Source organism: Heliobacterium mobile (assembly GCF_009720735.1).
GTDB lineage: Bacteria > Bacillota > Desulfitobacteriia > Heliobacteriales > Heliobacteriaceae > Heliobacterium > Heliobacterium mobile.
Genome location: NZ_WNKU01000023.1, coordinates 1 through 20244 on the forward strand (window position 1 = coordinate 1; position 20244 = coordinate 20244).

14 protein-coding genes are annotated in these 20244 nt (G+C 50.0%); 9 read left to right on the forward strand and 5 right to left on the reverse strand.

Annotation, left to right across the window (positions count from 1 at the left end; all coding sequences use genetic code 11):
* Positions 1–202: 202 nt before the first annotated feature.
* From GJ688_RS15300 to GJ688_RS15340, 9 genes are all read left to right on the forward strand, one after another.
* Positions 203–1057 carry a carbon-nitrogen hydrolase family protein gene (locus GJ688_RS15300; protein WP_155477427.1) on the forward strand — a complete coding sequence of 285 codons (855 nt, stop codon included), beginning with the start codon at positions 203–205 and terminating at the stop codon, positions 1055–1057.
* 310 nt (positions 1058–1367) lie between these two features.
* Positions 1368–1706, forward strand: a complete 339-nt coding sequence (locus GJ688_RS15305; RefSeq protein ID WP_170292051.1) for an Hpt domain-containing protein — start codon at positions 1368–1370, stop codon at positions 1704–1706.
* Between the two features lie 51 nt (positions 1707–1757).
* A complete protein-coding gene (locus GJ688_RS15310) occupies positions 1758–4526 on the forward strand; it encodes a response regulator (protein ID WP_155477429.1) in 2769 nt (922 codons plus the stop codon).
* Between the two features lie 36 nt (positions 4527–4562).
* Positions 4563–5531: a diguanylate cyclase domain-containing protein gene (locus GJ688_RS15315; protein ID WP_155477430.1), complete on the forward strand. Its 969-nt coding sequence runs from the start codon at positions 4563–4565 to the stop codon at positions 5529–5531.
* Positions 5532–5790: 259 nt separating this feature from the next.
* Positions 5791–7791 (forward strand): DEAD/DEAH box helicase, encoded by a 2001-nt coding sequence (locus GJ688_RS15320; RefSeq protein WP_155477431.1) that lies wholly within the window; start codon positions 5791–5793, stop codon positions 7789–7791.
* A gap of 92 nt (positions 7792–7883) precedes the next feature.
* Positions 7884–8087, forward strand: a complete 204-nt coding sequence (locus GJ688_RS15325) for a YwbE family protein (protein ID WP_155477432.1) — start codon at positions 7884–7886, stop codon at positions 8085–8087.
* A gap of 263 nt (positions 8088–8350) precedes the next feature.
* Positions 8351–9376 carry a uroporphyrinogen decarboxylase family protein gene (locus tag GJ688_RS15330; RefSeq protein ID WP_155477433.1) on the forward strand — a complete coding sequence of 342 codons (1026 nt, stop codon included), beginning with the start codon at positions 8351–8353 and terminating at the stop codon, positions 9374–9376.
* 560 nt (positions 9377–9936) lie between these two features.
* Positions 9937–11409 (forward strand): N-acyl-D-amino-acid deacylase family protein, encoded by a 1473-nt coding sequence (locus tag GJ688_RS15335; RefSeq protein ID WP_170292052.1) that lies wholly within the window; start codon positions 9937–9939, stop codon positions 11407–11409.
* A complete protein-coding gene (locus GJ688_RS15340; RefSeq protein ID WP_155477435.1) occupies positions 11396–12892 on the forward strand; it encodes a hypothetical protein in 1497 nt (498 codons plus the stop codon). The genes GJ688_RS15335 and GJ688_RS15340 overlap by 14 nt, the downstream gene beginning before the upstream one ends.
* Positions 12893–13127: 235 nt before the next feature.
* Here GJ688_RS15340 and GJ688_RS15345 read toward each other — a convergent pair whose 3' ends face one another.
* The 5 genes from GJ688_RS15345 to GJ688_RS15365 all read right to left on the reverse strand — a co-directional run bounded on the left by GJ688_RS15345 (position 13128) and on the right by GJ688_RS15365 (position 19891).
* Positions 13128–14507, reverse strand: coding sequence for an FAD-dependent oxidoreductase (locus GJ688_RS15345; protein ID WP_170292053.1), 1380 nt, complete (start codon positions 14505–14507; stop codon positions 13128–13130).
* Positions 14508–14642: 135 nt separating this feature from the next.
* The gene (locus GJ688_RS15350; protein ID WP_407928959.1) at positions 14643–16094 is read right to left on the reverse strand and encodes a DEAD/DEAH box helicase; all 1452 of its coding nucleotides are present in this window, start codon (positions 16092–16094) and stop codon (positions 14643–14645) included.
* 99 nt (positions 16095–16193) lie between these two features.
* Positions 16194–17009 carry a hypothetical protein gene (locus GJ688_RS15355; protein ID WP_155477436.1) on the reverse strand — a complete coding sequence of 272 codons (816 nt, stop codon included), beginning with the start codon at positions 17007–17009 and terminating at the stop codon, positions 16194–16196.
* Positions 17010–17076: 67 nt separating this feature from the next.
* Positions 17077–17619, reverse strand: a complete 543-nt coding sequence (locus GJ688_RS15360; protein WP_170292054.1) for a DUF4255 domain-containing protein — start codon at positions 17617–17619, stop codon at positions 17077–17079.
* 7 nt (positions 17620–17626) lie between these two features.
* Positions 17627–19891, reverse strand: coding sequence for an AAA family ATPase (locus GJ688_RS15365; protein WP_155477438.1), 2265 nt, complete (start codon positions 19889–19891; stop codon positions 17627–17629).
* Positions 19892–20244: the final 353 nt, after the last annotated feature.

Consider the following 20244-nt stretch of genomic DNA (forward strand, 5'->3'; position numbering starts at 1 on the left):
CGAATCAGAGGATGTTTTTCGCCTTTATCCCTGAAAAATCAAGGCTTTATGTCATTTTTCTTACTGCGAAACTTGAGTTACTTAAATAAAATTATATTTTTATACGCCGCAATTTTACTTCTATTATCTCTAAAAACGGGCATCGGTCACTAACGAAATGATACATATAGGGATATACGACCTTATGCCAAGGAGGTTTTCTATGAAATTCCGAGTATCGGCGGTACAGTATCACCTGCATACCATTCGCTCCTTTGAAGAATTCGCTCAGCAAGTGGAGCATTATGTTAAAACGGCAGCTGAATTTGAAGCCGATTTCGTCCTGTTTCCCGAATTTGTGACGACCCAGTTAATGTCTATGGGAGATAGCCGGGAGAACGCTCTGACGATTGGAGAACTGCCTGCTTTTACGGAGGCTTATTGTTCCTTGTTTACCGGACTGGCCAAGCAAATGAGGATGCACATTATCGGTGGGACTCACGTTATTCAGGAAAAGGATCGATTGTACAACGTGGCCCATCTGTTCTATCCTGACGGCAAAATCGCCCGGCAGCCGAAGATACACATTACGCCCACCGAAGTGAAGGAATGGAATATGGGCGCTGGGAATGAAGTCAACGTCTTCGAAACGGAAAAAGGGACTATCGCCATATTGACCTGTTATGACATAGAGTTTCCCGAGATTGTCCGGATGGTGAGAGCCAAAGGAGCCGATGTGATCTTCTGTCCCTCGTGTACCGATGACCGCCATGGATTCCATCGGGTCCGATATACGAGCCATGCCCGGACGATCGAAAATCAGATCTTCGTGGTGACCACCGGAACGGTCGGTTCCTTGCCTACGGTTGATTTCATGCGGGCGAATTTCGGCCAAGCAGCTATTCTTACCCCCAATGATATCCCCTTTCCACCGAAAGGGATCTTAGCCGAGGGGGAACTCAACCAGGATATGATTGTGACGGCCGATCTGGATTTGGAACTGCTCTATCAGGTTCGGGAGCGGGGGGCTGTCACCACTTGGCGAGACCGGCGAACGGATCTGTATCCCGATTGGTAAGAACACAAAATGAGTTGCCAACATAAAAATGGGCTGCCCCTAAGATTGGGGAGCCCACTTTTGCGTATATGACGTCGATGCGTTTTTTTGAGTTCTTAAAAAGGGCGTTCTTTAATAGGAAATGGATGCACTAGCTGTCGGGAATATAGCATGATGTGTAATGTGATAAAAAGGTTTTTGTTATTCCTTCGCGAACATGTAACCTAAGTAAGGAGTCACCATTTCTGTTCGTTGGGTGGGGCGATGAGGTATGTCTTTTGGCGATAAAGAAAACTTGATAAGACTCAATCTAAAGTTTATGAGAGATATCGTGGAGGATTTGGAGCCGGCAGATGCAGTGAACCTGCTGGAACAACTTATTTCCATCTATCTTCGGGAAACCCCAAAAAAATTGGATGCCATACAAGAGGCAATAGAACAAGAAGATGCAAAAGCGTTGCGCTCCAGCGCCCATAGTCTCAAATCAAGCAGTGCCATGTTAGGAGCCGTCACGGTGACCGAGTTGAGTTGGAAACTGGAATCACTGGGCCAGTCCGGTGAAGTAGCCGGGGTAAGAGAGATATATGGGATTCTAGAAAAAGAGTGTGAACAGGTCTATCAACAGCTTTGCACACTACAGACGGAGCAATTTTCTGTGCTTATCGGGTAATACGAGCCGGAACTTAAAGTCGAAGTGAACGAAGGCGGGGGTGAGACCCAAATGGCGCTGGATTCCGAAAAGTGGCATCATCGATTAGGAAGAAACGAGCGATTGAATCGTCTAAAGACACAGCTTAACCTTTGGGGGATTCTCCTTGTCTTATTCCCAGCGATAGGATTTCTAGTGCTCTCCTCGTACGAAGAATATCATCATGTCAGAAGTGATAAGTATCAACAGCTTTCGCATGTCATCATTCTACAGCGCGATGCTATCGACGAATGGTTTGATCAATGCCGTGGGGAAGTACAAACCTTGTCTCGCCTTAAAACCGTTCGAAGCGGAAGCCAGGAAGAGATATACGACACTTTTTATAGCTTCGTAGCAGGTCATTCGGATTTTAACGGATTTGCTTTTATCAACAAAGAGGGCTATAACGAGATAGACACAGGCGGTCGGGCAGGAGCCATCAACCTGTCCGACCGAGCCTATTTTCAAGAAGGGAAGAAGGGCAATTCATATATTTCCGATGTGTTGATTGGACGAAATACGGGGCGTCCGGTCATTATCGTTTCTGCGCCCGTTTACGATGAACATAACCAATTCAAAGGCATCGTCTTTGGTTCCGTCAGTTTGTCGGCGATTGAAAACGTGATGAAACGATATCAACCAGGGGAGACCGGTGAAACCTATTTGCTCAATGACCAAGGCGTCATGCTAACGGAGTCCCGATTTACATCTCATTTGATTGAGCAGGGAACCGTCGCGGATACGACACGGATGAGGTTAAAAGTCGATAGTGTTGCTTTTCAGAGCGCCAGTCGAGGTATATCGGGCGCATCTACATACATGAACTACGATGGAAAACAGGTTCTCGGTGCCTATGGGTGGATGCAGAGGCAGCGTTGGATTATCGTTGGGGAAATCACCGAAGCAGAGGTGTTCCAACCCTTCTATGATCGACAGCGCAAGCTGATCGCTTATTTGGTGCTGATTGTCATAGGCACGATCCCATTGACCGTATATGTTTCCAACCGGATTCGGGAACCGATCGATCGACTCATTCACGGTTCTCGGCTCATGCAACAGAGAAAGTACAACCACCGGATTTATTTGCCTGAGCGCGGAGGTACCCCTTCGGAGTTACGAGAGCTCAGCCGTGCCTTTAATCATATGGCCGAGACGATTGACGGTCATGTAGAACAGTTGCGTTTGACCAACGATGCCTTAGAACAAGCCCGCGATGCGGCTTTGTCTGCGTCCAAGGCAAAGTCGGAGTTTTTGGCGAGTATGAGCCATGAAATCCGCACACCGATGAATGCCATATTAGGGATGACGGAAATTCTTTGGGAAACAAAGCTGACTTTGGAACAGAGAGAATATTTGCGGATTTGCCGTGCAGCCGGAGACACGCTCTTGACTCTGATTAACGATATTCTCGATCTCTCGAAGGTCGAAAGCGGTCATATACAACTGGAGAGCCTGGACTTTCATCTGTCTGAAATGGTGGAAAAGACAAGTGAAATCATGGCGGTACGGGCACACAAAAAAGGCTTGGAATTGGCCTGTTATCTATCTCCGGAAGTGCCTGCCTATGTCGTCGGTGATCCAGAACGGCTGCAGCAGGTGTTGATCAATTTGATCGGCAACGCGATTAAATTTACGGAGCAGGGAGAGATCATCGTACGGATCGAGCGAGATCCGGAGAAGCCGGAAGAGAAAAGTGCCCTTCGTTTTAGCGTGTCTGACACGGGAATTGGCATCTCGACAGAAAAACTGGAGATCATCTTTGAACGATTCACCCAAGCCGATTCGTCGACGACTCGACGGTACGGGGGCACAGGACTTGGATTGACGATTTCTCGGCATTTTGTGGAAATGATGAACGGTAAAATATGGGTAGAGAGCATCCTCGGCCGGGGCAGCACATTCTACTTTACCGCACAATTTGGAGTTGCCGGACAAGAAGGTATTTTGTCGGAGACGCCGAAAACACATGGACACACCTTGAAAGGACTTCGTGTACTCATCATCGATGACAACGAAACGAACCGAAGGATCCTTGTAGAAACCCTCAAGTCCTGGGAGGTTGTCGCTGTCGAAGCGACAGGGGGAGAAGCGGGAATTGTAGAAATGAAGCGCTCGGCAGAACGAGGAGAACCCTACCAGTTGGTTTTACTCGATTGCCGGATGCCCGGCATGGACGGGTTCCAGGTGGCAGAACAGATCCAGCGAGAAACGGAGCTTCAAGGTTCTACGGTCTTGATGGTGACTTCCGATAACCGGCAAGGAGATATCCTACGGGCAAAGCAATTAGGTCTCGCCGCCTATTTAGTCAAGCCGGTCCGGCGGGCAGCCCTGTATGATACGTTAGCAAGAGTGGTCGGCATCAATAGCAGAGTTACGGAGCAGGACGTAGGTTCGATAAACGCAGGCGAAGTCAAAGAAGAACGGCCCCTACGTATTTTGCTGGTCGATGATGCCGAAGACAATTGCCTGCTTGTTCGCACTTATCTAAAAGATATGCCCTATCAGATCGATATCGCTGAGAACGGCAGCATCGCTGTGGAAAAATACAAAGAGGGCAACTATGATGTTGTGTTGATGGATATGCTGATGCCTGTTATGGATGGGTACATCGCGACGGCGGAGATACGACGTTGGGAGAAAGAGATGGAACGGAAGGAAATACCGATTATCGCGCTCACAGCCAATGCGATGCAAGAAGATGTCCGGCGCAGTCTCGACGCTGGTTGCAGCGCCCACTTAAGTAAGCCGATTCGGAAAAAAACCTTACTGGAAGCTATCCGATGGTATACATCACATTCATAAAGCGGCTGGGCTTGGATGATGAGGAAGGGAAAAAGGATGCATATCTTAATCGTTGATGATGCCGAAGACGTCCGAATTTACTTGGATGCAATCCTGTCGAAAGCAGGCTATCAAGTAACGAATGTCGATTCGCCCCATAAAGCGCTTGCCCTGTTGGCAAATGGGGATGCCGAAGTGGACCTCGTTTTATTAGATGTGATGATGCCCGAGATGGACGGAATTGAGGTTTGCCGGATTATAAAGTCTCAAGAGGTTTCGGCGGATATTCCGGTGATCATGGTCACAGCGCTGACGAACATGGATGAACTGGAACGGGCTTTTGCGGCAGGGGCGATGGACTACATCACAAAACCGATCAAAAGGGTGGAATTGCTCGCCCGAATTCGTTCCGCCTTAACCCTGAAAGAGGAGATGGATCGCCGGAAGGCGCGGGAAGAGGAATTATTGGAAGTGACCCGCAGTTTGCAGGAAGTGGTCAAAAAGCTAAAGACATTGTCTGCCCTGGACGGACTGACCGAATTGGCTAACCGGCGCAGGTTTGATGAATACATTCAGGCAGAATGGAAGCGGGCCGTCCGAAACCAAAGAGCTTTTTCCTTGATCATGGCGGACATCGACTTTTTCAAAGCCTATAACGATACCTACGGACATCTTGGCGGTGACGAGTGTTTGAAGATCATCGCTCGACTGCTGGAGTTCTTCGCTCGCAGGCCGGGCGATCTGGCTTGCCGCTATGGCGGGGAAGAGTTTGCGTTGATTTTACCGGAGACGGACTGTGATGGGGCGCTTCAACTGGCCGAAGCCATTCGACTCGCCGTCGAAGAGAGGGGGATCCCCCATCAAGCGTCTTCGATCACCGATAAAGTGACCGTTAGCATGGGTGTGGTCACAGTAGTACCGAAACCGGGTGATTCGTTGGAAGCTTTTATAGACAGAACCGATCAGGCCCTCTATGAAGCGAAGCGGACCGGGAGAAACCGGGTGGAAAGTGTCTGTTTGTTGTAAATAGAATCTATGTGAGTCTGTCTATATCGACTATAGTGATAATGCCGCTGTGGGAGTTACAGCGGCATTTGCTTTGGTTTTGGATGACGGCGGTCCTATCGGCCAGGATATTTTGTTTGTATAGCTGGAGAATCTGTTTTAATAAGACCCGTATTCTTTTTTCGTGTGCAGAAGCATGCCTTTTTGCTTTTTTCTGTAAGGGTGATAAGATAAGCATAAGTATGGAAAAGAGTTTAGGGGCTGACAAGGAGATAAAACGATGAATACACCATGGGAACTGTTACAATCCTTCCAACCGTTCATCCAGCAAATCTGGCAGAAAGCGCACTTTGAACATCCAACGGCAGTCCAGCGTCAGGCGGTCCCGGCGATTTTGGCCGGAAAAGATCTGATCGCCGAGTCACCGACGGGGACCGGAAAAACGCTGGCTTACCTTCTGCCCATTCTCACCCGGGTGAATCCGGAGTTGAAAAGTGTGCAAGCGGTCATCGTGGCGCCGACGCGGGAACTGGTGGCGCAGATTCAAGATGAAGTGAAGCGATGGACTGAGGGCAGCACTATCGCCTCGGTGGCACTCATCGGTGGTGCCGATATTCGCCGCCAGACGGAAAAGCTCAAAGAACGGCCCCAGATCATCGTCGGGACTCCAAATCGCATCGTGGAATTAATCAAAGGCCGCAAACTGAAGATGCATGAAGTAAAAACGGTCGTGTTGGATGAGGCTGATCAACTGACCGATATGGGTTTCGCCGATGCTGTGCAGGACGTGATCCGTGCGACCCTAAGGGACCGTCAGTTGCTGCTTTTTTCAGCTACTCTTCCCGAGCGGGTGACCGAGTGGGCAAAATCTGTGATGATCGACCCGGAATTCATACGGGTCCAGCGGAACCAAGTGCCTACCGGTTCGGTTAAGCATCGTTACTATGTCTGTGAACGACGGGACAAGGCCGACTTGTTGCGTCAAATCGTGAAAGAGCGCGGGACCAAAGCGCTCGTGTTTATGAACAATACCGCCTTTTTAGAGCATATCCTCACACGCCTGCGAGAAAAAAATGTTCCCGCTGCAGCGCTGCAAGGAGAAGCGACGGCATCGGAGCGGGAACATATCTTAAAGAATTTCCGGGAAGGCCGGCTCACGGTACTCCTCGGCACGGATTTAGCCGCTCGAGGCTTGGATATTCCTGAGGTTACCCATGTAGTCCATTATGACCTTCCAGAGAGACTGACTTCGTTCATCCACCGAACCGGGCGGACGGGCCGGATGGGCGCCGCCGGGCAAGTCATCGCGTTAGTAACGCCTCCGGAGGAGGCACGCCTAAAGAAGTTCTATGGAGAAATGGCTGTAAAAGCAGAGCGAAAAACTGCACCAGCCCGGCAATTCACTGATAACAACAAAGGAAAACCAGCCGGTAAACCTGCGAGAAAGCTCACTGGAAAACTTTCCGGAAAACCGGGAGCGAGTTCCGTCGAGAACCGGTCAGAACATCCTTATGGTAAGCCGCAAGGGAAGCCAAACGAAAGACCGACAGGTAAATTTCAAGGCAAGCCCTTCGAGAAGCCCGATGGAGAATTCCGAAGCAAGTCTTTCCAGAAGACAGAAGGTAAATTCCCAGGGAAGTCTTTCGAGAGATCGGAGCCGGGTTTTCGAGGTAAGTCCTACGATAAGCCTGAGGGTAGGTATCAGGGAAAACCCTTTGACAGGTCTGAGGATCGGAACCAAGTAAAATCGTTCAACAGGTCCGACGGTAGGAACCAAGGAAAGCCGTTCGATAAGTCCGAAGGCAGAAATCAAGGAAAGCCGTACGATAAATCCGAAGGCAGGTATCAGGGAAAACCACAGGATAGGTCTGAAGGTAGCTATCCAGAGAAGTCTCAAGGTAGACCTGAAAGTAGATTCCAAGGCAAGTCATACGGAAGAGCGGAAGGTAAATTCCAAGGTACACCATTGAAAAAGTACGACGGTGATTTTCGAGGTAAGCCGGAAGAAAAAGCGCAGGAACGATTACAGGGGAAACCCTATGAAAGACCTCCTGAAAAGTTCCAAGGCAAGCCATACGAAAAGCCTCCCGGTAGATCACAAGGCAACGCCTTCGGAAAGCCCACCGGTAAATCACAAGGGAAACCATACGAGAAACTGGCCGGTAAACTTCAAGGCAAGCCATTCGAAGGACCGCAGGGGAAACCGCAAGGAAAACCGGGTGGTAAGCCTGGGAAACCGACGCGGCCCGGAGGAAAACCGTTTAAGCCGAAAAGAGGATAGTCATTAATTATTGTAAGGACGCTCTACGAACTCACTTCGCTAACCTTTTGCAACTTATGCAAGGAGTCTTACACCAAGGAGTACCTGAGTCAATGACGAAAGACGGAAAAAGCCGGAAAGACATCTCGCCCGGGCTGGAAGTGGAAATCGTTCTAAAGAAAGATCAATTGACAGGCAAAGGAACCCGCGGGGTCGTGAAAGACATCTTGACTAAATCGCCTCATCATCCCCATGGGATCAAAGTTCGCCTTCAAGACGGGCATATCGGCCGGGTGCAAAGCATCGTCGAAGAGTAAAAAAACGTAACAGTGGAACGATGGCGGCTCATCGAAGAGAAGGCAAGGTCTAGATTGGAAGAAGGTGACCGGTAAATCCTTGACAATGAGTTGCCGTAGTGATAAGATTCGGATAACATTCCTTAGGCATTTGATAGACGCTCTTAGCCGAGGAAAGTAAGCAACGAAAAACGAGTTGGCTGATCAGAAAGCTGAAGGCCAAGTTTACCCCGTTGGGGTGGACTTGGCTTTTTTGTTTTGCTTAAGGAAAAGGAGGGTTTGTTATGACGAAATGGGAGAGGGTAAGAGCTGCCTTACAGGGTCGGGACGTCGATCGTCCGCCAGTGTCTTTATGGATGAATTATCCCCTCGTCGACCAAGATCCGGTTCAACTGGCCAAGGCCCACGTTAACTTTCAAGAAAAATATGATTTGGATTTTATCAAATTGACCCCCTTTGACCTGTACTGCGTCGAGGACTGGGGATGCCAGATCAAGTACTTTTGCACAAAGACACAATCTCCGGTCATATTCCGGCATGCAATTGAACACATTTCCGACTGGCGGCGGCCGAAGGTGTTACTGCCGACGATTGGAACGTTGGGGAAACAACTGATTTTTACTCGCCACGTCAAAGAGTTGGTAAAACCGGATGTCCCCTTTGTCCAGACCGTTTACAGCCCTTTGACGATCGCCAGAAAATTGGCTGGAGATCGAGTTGTCGAGGATTTACGGGAAGACCCGAAAATTCTGCACAAAGCACTGGAAGTGATCACGGAAACTACGAGCGAATTTGTCAAGGCGAATCTCGCGGCGGGAGCTTCTGGAATCTTTTTTGCCACGGCATGCGCCAACGACGGTTTTTTGACACCGGATGAATATGAAGAATTTTGCCGTCCCTACGATCTGGATGTGCTGCGAGCGGCCAGTGAGGGATGGTTCAACATACTTCACATCCACGGCAGCCGGATCATGTTTGACGAACTGCTCGATTATCCGGTACACGCTTTAAATTGGCACGATTCTCATGAGTACCCGCCCTTGAAACAGGCCCGGGAGATGACCGATAAATGCATCATTGGCGGTTTGGATGAGGCAGGTCCGATCTCTTACGGGAATCCCTACCAAGTCATTCAAGAGGTAGCATCCTTTTTACGTGAAACCGATCTGCGCGGAGTGATGGTCGGGCCGGGATGTGTCACCGTTCCCAATCCTCCGGAAAACAATATCACGACAGTTCGGCTGGTCGTTGAGCGTTATGCCGACAAAGCGAATTGGAAGTACCTATCGCAGGATTCGGCTTGCTTGTGATTCAGTGGCATCGAGGGTAGCCGCTGAGTTTTTGCTCGATGGGGACAGGTTGCCAGGGGAAAAACAATGTCGAATGAGAACGATTTTCTCTTGAGAAAAGTTATCATTGGTGCTATAATAACAACGTACCCAAGATAATGAAAAACAAGGAGTGCTCGATATGTTTCAACAATTCTTCTCCGACGAAGTAGCAGAAGCCAAAATTAAGAATGCCCTCCGGCGTTTTAACCGCTTCCTAGAAGAACAGAATTACCCCGTAGTCAAAGTAAATATGGACTGAGTCTTCACGGTCAACCATAAACATATAGGCTAGAACAAAAGAGACAAGGATTCTCTACCATAGTGGTATAGAATCCTTGTCTTTTCTTTTTTGCCAAAAGATAGACAATAGTTTACAAAATTTTTTTCGTTACAAGTAAAATATTGCGACTAAATTGACGAGTTGTCTCATAAGAATAATATGGAAAAATTTTCTTCTTGCGTTTGTTATGGTGGGGGGTGATGGTATCAAGAACCGTTGTCATCGGACCGACGACAGAGAGAAAGAGGCCCAGCCGAAGATGAGACGTCGGGATTTTTTACAAATGGCCGCAACTTTTGTCGGCGCGGCAATGGGCGGGAGTTACTTTGCGAAGGAGTATCTCGTTCCCTTAATGGAGAACGACCTGCCAGTGCCAGCGTTACCGACAGGACTCGTCCCGCAACCGGTCATGTTCCCTGCCAAGACACAGGATGTGAGTTGGAACCTTTTAATACATAATGGAAAAATTGTCGACGGGTTAGGGGTACCCGCTTATGAGGGCGCTATCGCCATCAAGGGAGATCGGATTGAAGCGGTCGTGAAGGCAGAAGCAGAAACCCGTCTGGAGAAGGGTCTTTACATCAATGGAAACCAGCGCTATCGACTACCGGAACAATGTCAGATTATTGACGCCGCCGGTGGCTGTATCACACCCGGTTTTGTCGACATACATACCCATAACGAAGACTATCTAAAAGCCAATCCGATCGCCGGGGTACGTCTTTTTCAGGGGATCACCTCCCAAATTGGCGGCAACTGTGGCGACTCTGTCGACAATATCAAGGATTTTCGAAATCAACTGGGGTCGCTAGGGGTCAACTATGGACAGTTAGTCGGGTACTTAAACCTTCGCCGGCAGGTACTAGGCGGGGACGTAGACCGTAAAGCGTCGCCGAAAGAGATCGATCAGATGCGGAATTTGCTCCTTCGGGGGCTTGGCGAAGGTGCCACCGGGATGTCAGTGGCCCTTGAATATACGCCCCAGTACTCCATGACCAAAGAGGAGTTAAAGCAGTACGCTCAAGCCTTGAAGAGCAAAAAGGCTCTTTTGGCCGTGCATCTGCGCAGTGAGTCACAGTACCTGCTGGAAGCCGTGGACGAGATTCTTGAGGTTGCACGGGCGACCGGTGTATCTGTTCAAATCTCCCACGTGAAAGCCCTGCTGTCGGAGAACTGGTCTAAATTCCCCAAGATATTGGATAAAATACGGCAAGCGGCTGAATCAGGGCTGGATGTTTGGGGAGATATGTATGTCTACGACTATCCCTCCTGGGATTTTGGCAGCACTCAGGTCTTTATCTCCGAGGACAACATCGCCCTCGGATTGGCTCACCCGCGCATCTTCATTGCCAGTGACGCCGGCCTCTATGAAAACGGGGGAGCCGGACACCCCCGAGCTTATGGGAACTATCCACGAGTGATCTCGCGCTATGTTCGGCAAAACGGGGTACTCACACTGGAGAAAGCGATAGCCAAAATGACCAGCATGCCTGCAACTCGACTCGGATTGAGAGACCGAGGGCGGCTTACGGCAGGGGCGAAAGCCGATGTGATCGTCTTTGACTACGAGCGTTTCCGGGATCTCGCTCGAAAGGAACACCCGGACCTGTTACCAGAGGGGATGAAGCACGTCTTCGTCAATGGAGTGCAGGTGATCGACGGAGGGAAGCTGACAGGCAAGAGGCCTGGCGAGTGGTTGAAGGGAGAAGGGATCGAACATGCGCTACTGTGAACGCTGCGGATGGAAGCCAACGGAAGGCTGGGAGATCATCTGTGGAAAGTGCGGGGCACGCCTGATTGAGGGGGAGCCTTCGGAAGATACACAAAAAGAAAAATCCCTAAACGAGGACACCCCAAAAAGTGAATCGAATAACTCTGACGATCCAAAAAAGGGACCATCAATAACGGGTGAAACAGCAGAATCGGCAAAGGCGGATACGGTGACGAACAAGTCAGAGGCGATCAAACAGGATACAGCAAAACCGGATATGGGAAAGGCAGAGTCTTCTTCCTCGAAGGGGAGTTCCGCCAAAACGGAACAATCAGCAACCGTGGACGAACCGATTATTCTGAAAAGCAACGAAAAAGCTCCAGCAAAGGGCTCCAAAGTATCGTCACCGGAAAAGAAGAAGGGCGGGAAGTGGAAGATCGTTACGGCTGTCATCATCGCCGGAGCTCTCTTTGGCGGTGGCGGGGCGTACTGGTGGATCAACTACAGCAAACAAGTCTTAGCCGAAACGGATTATCTCCGGCAGATGCAGCAGGTCCTCGCTGATATCGACGGTGTCAACGGCGGTCTCATCCAGAGCCTGAACGATGTGCCTTTGAAAAATGATGGGAAGCTGAATGAAGACCAAATCAGCCAATTGGAAAAGAAGCTCGATGAAGCGAAAGACAAACATAGTTCACTACAGGCACCACAGAAATATGCGGGAGAGCAAGAAACGATCAACGAGGTGATCGCCCTCGAAAAAAACCTGATCAGTCAAGTGGAGGAAGCCTGGAAGACCTTGTTCAAGGCGAAAAACACCTATCAGGAACTCCAGCAAAAGGTGGAAGTGCTCAGGGGAATCAGCGATGTGGACATCCATAACAATTTGAATCAGATCGGCAGTCGGATCAGTGGAGTTTTAGATGTGCAGCGGCCGCCGGTGACCTTGAAATCAATTGCGCAACAGGTGGCGGAAGGAGCGAAAAATGGCGAAGGTAAGGCACCAGATCCGGTGTCGCCGGAAGCAAAACCAGCCGAATCGTCCGGTAATGGGGGAAATGCGGCTGCGAACAACGGCGGAAACACCGTCGTGCCTGATGCAAAGACATTTTTCGCATCGATGGATTCGATCGTGGTGCAGTATGATACCGCTAAGGTAAATCTGTCAAAGTCGTTCAACGAATTTAACTATGGTAAACTCGACTGGACCGGTCTCTCGAACGCAGTTGCAGAGGGGAAAAGAGTGCGCCTAGCTCTGCAAGCACAAATCGAAGCACTTCCGGCGCCTCAAGAGTACCAACCCCTAAAATATGAGCTTCTCGGAGCCCTGAACCAAGCCATCCAGTATTGCGATGCGGTACAGGAAGCAGCCAACTTGGCTTTAAAGGGCAGCGACAATGAATCCCGGGCGAAAATGACGGAAGCGCAACAGTTGAATGGTTGTATTCAAAAGTTTTATAACCAGTTTCTAAAGGACTATAACGCCAAGAAGGTCGGAGGCTAAGAGCGAACCTACGAAAGATAACGAAGTCATCGAGTGCATAGAAGGCATTGAAGTCATATAGCACGGCATCTTAATAACATCAGAAAAGTCCGATAACATATGAAATCCAAAATTACAACAAAAAAGAAGAGGAGAGGCCAACGAAAAATGTCATGGCCCATCCTCTTCTTTTGCTTTTTTCGGTTATTGTTGCGCTGACATAAGTGGATTTCAACTTTGGAGTATCAAAGAAGCGTCAGCCTTCCCCACATTCTTCTAAGAGCTTTTTCGCTTCCACATACATGGCGATCCCGGAAGCTACCTTTTTTGCTTCCCGCATCGCCAGAACTACTGTGGCCGGTTCGTGGACCACATCGCCGCCGGCAAAGGCGCCGCGCCGTGTTGTCATACCATAGGGCCGCTCCCGGGTGATTACGTAGCCGTTCCGGTCCACTTCGATGCCGCCAGTGGAAGTGATGATCCGTGCCGCTGGTCGCTGGCCGATGGCGAGAACGATCTTATCGGCTGGAAGGGTTTCTCTCTGGCCCGTACTGACGAGGTGTCCCTCAGAATCAAAGGTCGTATGTTCTACCTCGATGGCTGACAGGATCTCCTCGCCGATAAACTGAACCGGTGACGACATCCAGAGAAAAGAAACCCCTTCGGCTTTGGCGTCTTCGTATTCGCTGCGCAGAGCCGTGATCTCAGACTCGCCGCGACGGTAGACTACGGTCACTTTGGAAGCCCCGAGGCGAAGGGCGGTGCGGGCCGCGTCCATGGCCACGTTGCCTGCGCCGATGACAAAGACTTTATCGCCGATGGAGATGGGAATTTCCCGGTGGCTCACTTTCCCGGCGTTTGCGAGAGAGACCACACGCAGAAAGTAGGCCGCTTGGATGACGCCAGGCAATTCGTTGCCGGGGATGTCCATGCGTTTTGGCAGGGCTGTTCCAGTGCCGAGAAAAACTGCATCATACCCTTCCGCAAAAAGCTGATCCACCGTAATCTCTTGACCGATAACCACTTTGTTGCGGAAAGTGACGCCCAGGTTTTCAATTCTGGCAATCTCCCTCCGAACGACTTCCTTATTTAAGCGAAAGTCGGGGATACCATACATCAGTACGCCGCCCGGTTCTTCCTGGGCTTCAAAGACAGTGACGTCAAAACATTGCTTCGCTAAATCACCGGCCACCGTCAGTCCTGCAGGGCCGGAGCCGATCACCGCCACTTTGCCTTTATTCAGAACGGGACAGGCTGTAGGCTCTGTAATATCCATCTCGGCGTCAAAATCGGCGATGAACCGTTCCAGTTTGCCGATCTTGATCCCTTGGCCTTTTTTGTTGAGAACACAGTAGCTTTCACACTGTTTTTCATGAGCGCAGACCCGACCGCAAACAGCGGGCAGGTTGCTCCGCTGGGCAATGATTGCGCTGGCTTCGCCGATATTGCCTTTGGCTAATGCTTCGATGAACTGGGGGATTTCATTCTCTATAGGACAGCCGCTGCGGCAGGCAGGTTTCGGACAGCGCAGGCAGCGCTTGGCTTCGGCGACGGCTTGTCGCGGCGTGTACCCTTTGTCAATTTCTTCGAAAGAGAGTTCAACGGTGTCAAAATCGCTTCCTTTATCGATAATCACTGGAATCCCCCCGCTTTATTAGAGTTAGAATATTTGGACGTATACTAATTCCCTAACTTCTGAGGGATTCCTGCATGGGTAAAGAGCAAAGAAAGCTCCCTGGGACGTTGATGTCGTTCCGGGGAGCCTTTTGCTTTAATGAAGTGTTTGTTGGGGTAAGTTGCGAGGGGGCGGGTTGAATTTTCCCCGGTTGTTTTTGCCGCCGGCATAGACTCGCCCGCGGTTGCCAGCGCCTTTTTGCGTTTTCTTTTGAAAAGGCTTACGAACTCTCAGGGGTGATTCCGGGGTAAGTTGAATGGTAAGAGGGTTCGTTTCTTTGGTCAATAATTTCAAGGCAGCCGCCAATAGAGAGACCGAATCTTCTTCGTTCAGCAACTCTTCCGCTCGGGTTTTATAGGGGTCTATACGCCCTTCTTGGACGACTCGCAGCAGTTTGTCCATAGCCAAGCGCTGTTGGCCTTCCCGGGCTTCGGTGACGGTAGGGATCGACATGCGAAGCATCTTTCGCCGGGTCGACCGCTCGATGGTCCGCAGATGATCGATCTCGCGGGGGGTGATGAAGGTGACAGCTACACCGGTCTGGCCGGCCCGGCCCGTTCGTCCGATGCGGTGCACGTACCCCTCCGGGTCTTGGGGGATATCGAAGTTGTACACGTGGGTGACGCCGCTGATATCCAAGCCGCGAGCGGCTACATCGGTGGCGACGAGGATTTCCACAGTGCCTTCCCGAAACTGGCGGATGACACTGTCCCGCTTGCCTTGGGTCAGATCGCCGTGAATGCCTTCGGCCGAGTAGCCCCGTTTTTTCAAGGCCTCTGACAATTCGTCGACCCGCCGCTTGGTACGGCCGAAGACGATAGAACGTTCCGGCGATTGAATGTCTAAAAGGCGGGAGAGTACGTCAAACTTCTGGCGTTCCTGCATCTCGACGTACTGCTGCTCCACGAGAGGAATGGTAACTTCCTTGGCTTGGATTTTAATCAACTCAGGATCTTTCATGAACCGTTGGGCCAATGTTTGGATTGGTCTGGGCATCGTGGCGGAGAACAGGAGTGTCTGCCGGGTATCCGGCGTTTCTTGCAGAATCGTTTCGATGTCTTCTAAAAAGCCCATGTTTAACATTTCATCGGCTTCGTCGAGGACAATGATGTTGATTTGCCCGAGAAGGATCGTTTTTCTACGCATGTGATCCATCAGCCGACCTGGCGTCGCCACGACGATCTGGGGATGCTTTTTCAAGGCCCGAATCTGCCGGACGATATCCTGCCCCCCGTAGATAGGGAGCGATTGGACGCCGGCTTGATTCCCGATCCGGTTCAGTTCTTCAGCCACTTGAATAGCCAGTTCCCGGGTGGGCGTCAGGACGATCGCTTGCAGTTGCCCTTCTTTGTTCGTTGACTTTTCGATCAGGGGAATACCAAAGGCGGCTGTTTTTCCTGTGCCCGTCTGGGCCTGTCCGATCAGATCTTTTCCGGCCATAGCCGGAGCAATTGTTTGAGCCTGAATCGGTGTTGGCTCTTCAAAACCCATGGTATTGAGAGACTGCAGAATTTTATCAGAAACGCCTAATGCTTTGAATCTTTCCAACTTACCCCATCCTCCATTAACTATACTACCCTTAGGTTTGCCGGGGATGGAGCGGACTATAATTCGATTTTTATAGCGATAGGCCGGAACCCTGATTGATTACAATCGTACTACAGCCAGATTCACTTCTTTACCATCCTCCAGGGAGATCTCCTGCAGCAAAGAACGGGGCTCTTCTGAGCCATCGGGGGAAATTGTAAATTCAATCTGGGCATCAAATCGCCGGGAACTGGGATGACGAAAATAAAGGACGGCCTCTCCACGGGAATCGCTTCGGGTTTCAAAGATGGGCAATAATAAGGTCCCCGGTCCATATCGGTGTTCCAGGGGGTTGCGAAAACGTACTCGCCTTTGATCTTTTGCGTACGAGACCACTTGGGCCTGCTCCGCATAACCGTTCTCCCGGGCTTTGATCAGAAAACGGTCTTCCGGGAGAATTCGACCGAGCACGTTCATAAGGGCAAACTCATTTTCGCTGTCTTTTCCCCCGAGCGGAACCAGCCTTGCCCGGGCACAGTTGACGGAAAGGATGGTCCCCTGAACAGAGACATTGGACAGCGCTATCCCCTTATGATCTTGAACCCGGGTGCGGACGACCGTCGAACCAGAGGGAAAGGGGTATGCCGGTGCTGGTATGAGTTTGACAATGATGACAGGATTTTTCGGATCCAGTTGACTCAATTCGACGGGGAATGAGCAACTCAAATAAAAATCCGAACGGACGACGACATCGAAGGATTTCTCGGGGAGTTTCGTAAAGACAAAGGTTCCTCCGGGCTTACGAATGGGGCAAGCCGATATCCCTGCGATAGAAACATGGATATGGTCGTCGAGAGGAGACTCGGCGGTGAAATCATCAATGAATTGGATGACCAAGGAAACCGGGGAACCGAGGCGTAATATGAGTGGGTACACATGCCTCACCCGTTTCTTCTAAAAATCAGGGGAAGGCCGAGGCCGATATGAGGGCATTAGGCAACCCCTATAAGACCATGTTCATGTTGACGTTCATCGATTGCATCGTGTCAAGATAGACGGGGCCGACGGTGTAGCTGACGGAGGGTTTGAAAGTCACGTCGGCAAAACTCCACAGTTTTACGATCTCTTCAAAAGGCAGATTGTCCAATGTTACCCGGAGGGGCTCGCTGTTTTCAGCCAATGTACCTGTCAAAGCGGAGGACCGCAGGATCGGTTGGTTATGTAAGACTTGCATGGCTCGACCGAGAATCGTCGCTTCGTCCACGGCCCGGTTATTCAAGTCGGCCGATGAAAATGCGGTCAGGAGAAAGCGCAGGTAAATCTTTAATGGGGACAGAGAGGGTACATTCGATGGACCTGTCGATTCTCGATATTCCTTGATTTCGTACAAAAACAGGGTTAACCGAAAATCTCCTTTTTCATAAGGCGCACAAAAGCCGATCATATCGGGCTTAGGGATTGGTTCCGGCGTAAGGTTATCCCGTAAGAGTCGGAGGATGGTGTTTGCGGCATCGGCAAATACGGTATAGCTTCCGATGGTGTTCACCTCCAACTTAAAATCCCGAGTATGTTCCCAGGGCATCTTGGAAGAGCAGTTTTCCGATCTTTTGCATTTCCTGTTTGGCAGCGTGGATGAGATGTTTCATTCCGATAGGTTCTGACTGCTCTGCCGCGAGGAAGGCGGCTGCGACGACGATATTCTTAATGTTTCCACCGGCGATCTCAAATTGGGTGGATAAAAACTCAAAGTCTATATCGTCGCTTACTGGGGTGTCCTGAGTAAACATAGACCGCCAGATTATTTCCCGGTACTCCCCATCGGGGAAGGGAAAATCGATGACATAGGTGAACCGCCGCAAAAAGGCGTCATCAATATGCTTGGACAAGTTGGTAGCGAGAATCGAGATGCCGTCATATTCCTCAGCCTTTTGCAGCAAAAAAGCGGTTTGAATATTGGCATAACGGTCATGAGAGTCTTTCACGTCGGAGCGTTTTCCAAATAAGGCATCACATTCATCGAAAAAGAGGATGGCATTGCTTCGTTGGGCTTCTTGGTAGACTTGCCGTAAGTTCTTCTCCGTTTCACCGACGTACTTGCTCACGACTTGAGACAAATCGATCTTGTACAGTTCCAACTGCAGTTCTTGGGCGACCACTTGGGCGGCCATCGTCTTTCCTGTGCCGGGAGGCCCCGCGAAGAGCATACTCAACCCTTTTCCGTAGGGAAGCTTCTGCTCAAAGCCCCATTGTCCATAGACGATGTGTCGATAGCGCACGTGGTTACAAGCGCTCTTAAGTTGTTCCTTCTGAGCACGAGGAAGAACAAGTTCCTCCCAGCGGTAGTTGAGGCGGATCCGTGTGGCTTTATCGGCTAGTTTGTGGTCGCTGACGGATAGGCATGCCTGATGAAGGTCCTTGCTATGAATCGGCGATTCGCCCGATCTATCGGAGGGATTCCAATTCGCCAGGGTTTGGGCTGTCATCAAGGCTTCTCGGATTTGTCCGGCTGTAAAGCGAAACTTACCTGCCAACGCTGCCCAGTCAAGAGGAGAAACAAACTGGTACTCCTGGGCAAAGGTTTCCCAAAGGCGTATCCGGTCTAGTTGATCCGGTGCCTTCAGTTCTACGGCGAGAAACGCTACGGAGTGATGGAAGCCGGATGGTTTCCAAACCCGGTCAGCCAGCATAAAGATCATTCCGGGAAAGGATGGTATCTGCCGCAGCAGTGTATGCAGCGATCCTTGAGGCATACGGCTTTCTTTGAGGGATGGATCCGATTCTTCAATTAAAGTATGAACATTAGCAAAGCAGAGGACAGCATTGCGCAGCCGTGCTTCCCGGAAAAGGAGTTGTAGGATTTCTCTAAAGCGGTCTAATGGCATGAACATCCTGTCCAGATGGGCGATCAAAAGTGGTCGTTTCAAAAAGGCGCTAAGGTGTCGAACGTGCAAGGTCTTCCCTGACCCGGCAGGTCCCCATAGATAATAGATCCCCTGCTTCCCTGTAAAGCGACGGAGCTTCGATTGAATTTCCTGTCCCGCAATCAACTCATCCGGGCGGTCATCTTCGTGGAACAGGTCGACGAAGCTTTCGATCTGCCGATCCAGCTGTTCTCCGCCCAAGAGAAAACTGAGCACCCCTTCTTCCAGGTATAAGGCTCTTTTATAGATACTTCCGGTTCCAGGTTCGAAGCGGAGGATTTGGGAACGGAAGAGTACTGAACTGGGTAGCAATGCAAGCTGCAATAAACGACGTTCTTCCCCGGTGGAACAGAGCAACTGCATCGCTAAATCAGCGGTAGGATATTTACAGTTGAGATCATCTTGTAAATAGGCATAGAGCTTTTCATATCTGCAATCACATTCCAGCGCCAGGCATAGCAGGATACACTGTTCTTCCAGCGGTGAAAGGGAGAACGTCTGGGAGAGGTGATCCAGCGGTAAGCGCAGGCCCTTTTTTTGACTCCATTCTCGCTTGGACTGGATCTGTCGTGTCCACAGGTCGATCTCCTCGGTCATCCGACGAATGTCCTCATGGGATTCGGGATGAATCGGATGATTGCCGAGCAGTTGCTCCACTTCCTCATCGGACACAACCAATCCCTTAAATGGACGTGGCGGGCTTTCCGGTCGTCCTGTTTGACGGATCAAAAGGAGTCTGCGGATCCGAAGTTTGAGAAGCTCTAGCTCGTCTACCAGGTGATCATGGATGTTTCTGTAACCCTGATTCATGACGTAGACGCATCGGAAAGGGGATTGACCAACCACCCTTTCGATCCGTGGAATTTCCACCTCCTGTTCTACCTTATAGGTATTCAATCCCAGTCTTTTAGATAAGTGAATATAGAAACATTTGTAAAAATATAAAATAAACGACCATGTTCCATGTTGTTTTCTAACAACTGCGTTTCTGTAAATAATTAGGGTTTGTTTTTATTATAACAAGCAGATAAAAAATATTCCAACAATTATTGCATAATTATAGAAGGGCGTGCTAAGATTTTCATAACATGATCTAGAAATGACAATGCTTTGGAGCTTGCTAAAGGGTTTAATTGGCTGCAGTGTCAGTTGTCTTCAAGGGGTTATTTAGTTGTTCGTGCTTGTTTTCTTTTTTTGTTGACTTCATGAAATAACTTCAATGACATAAGAATATTTTTCCACATAAGAAT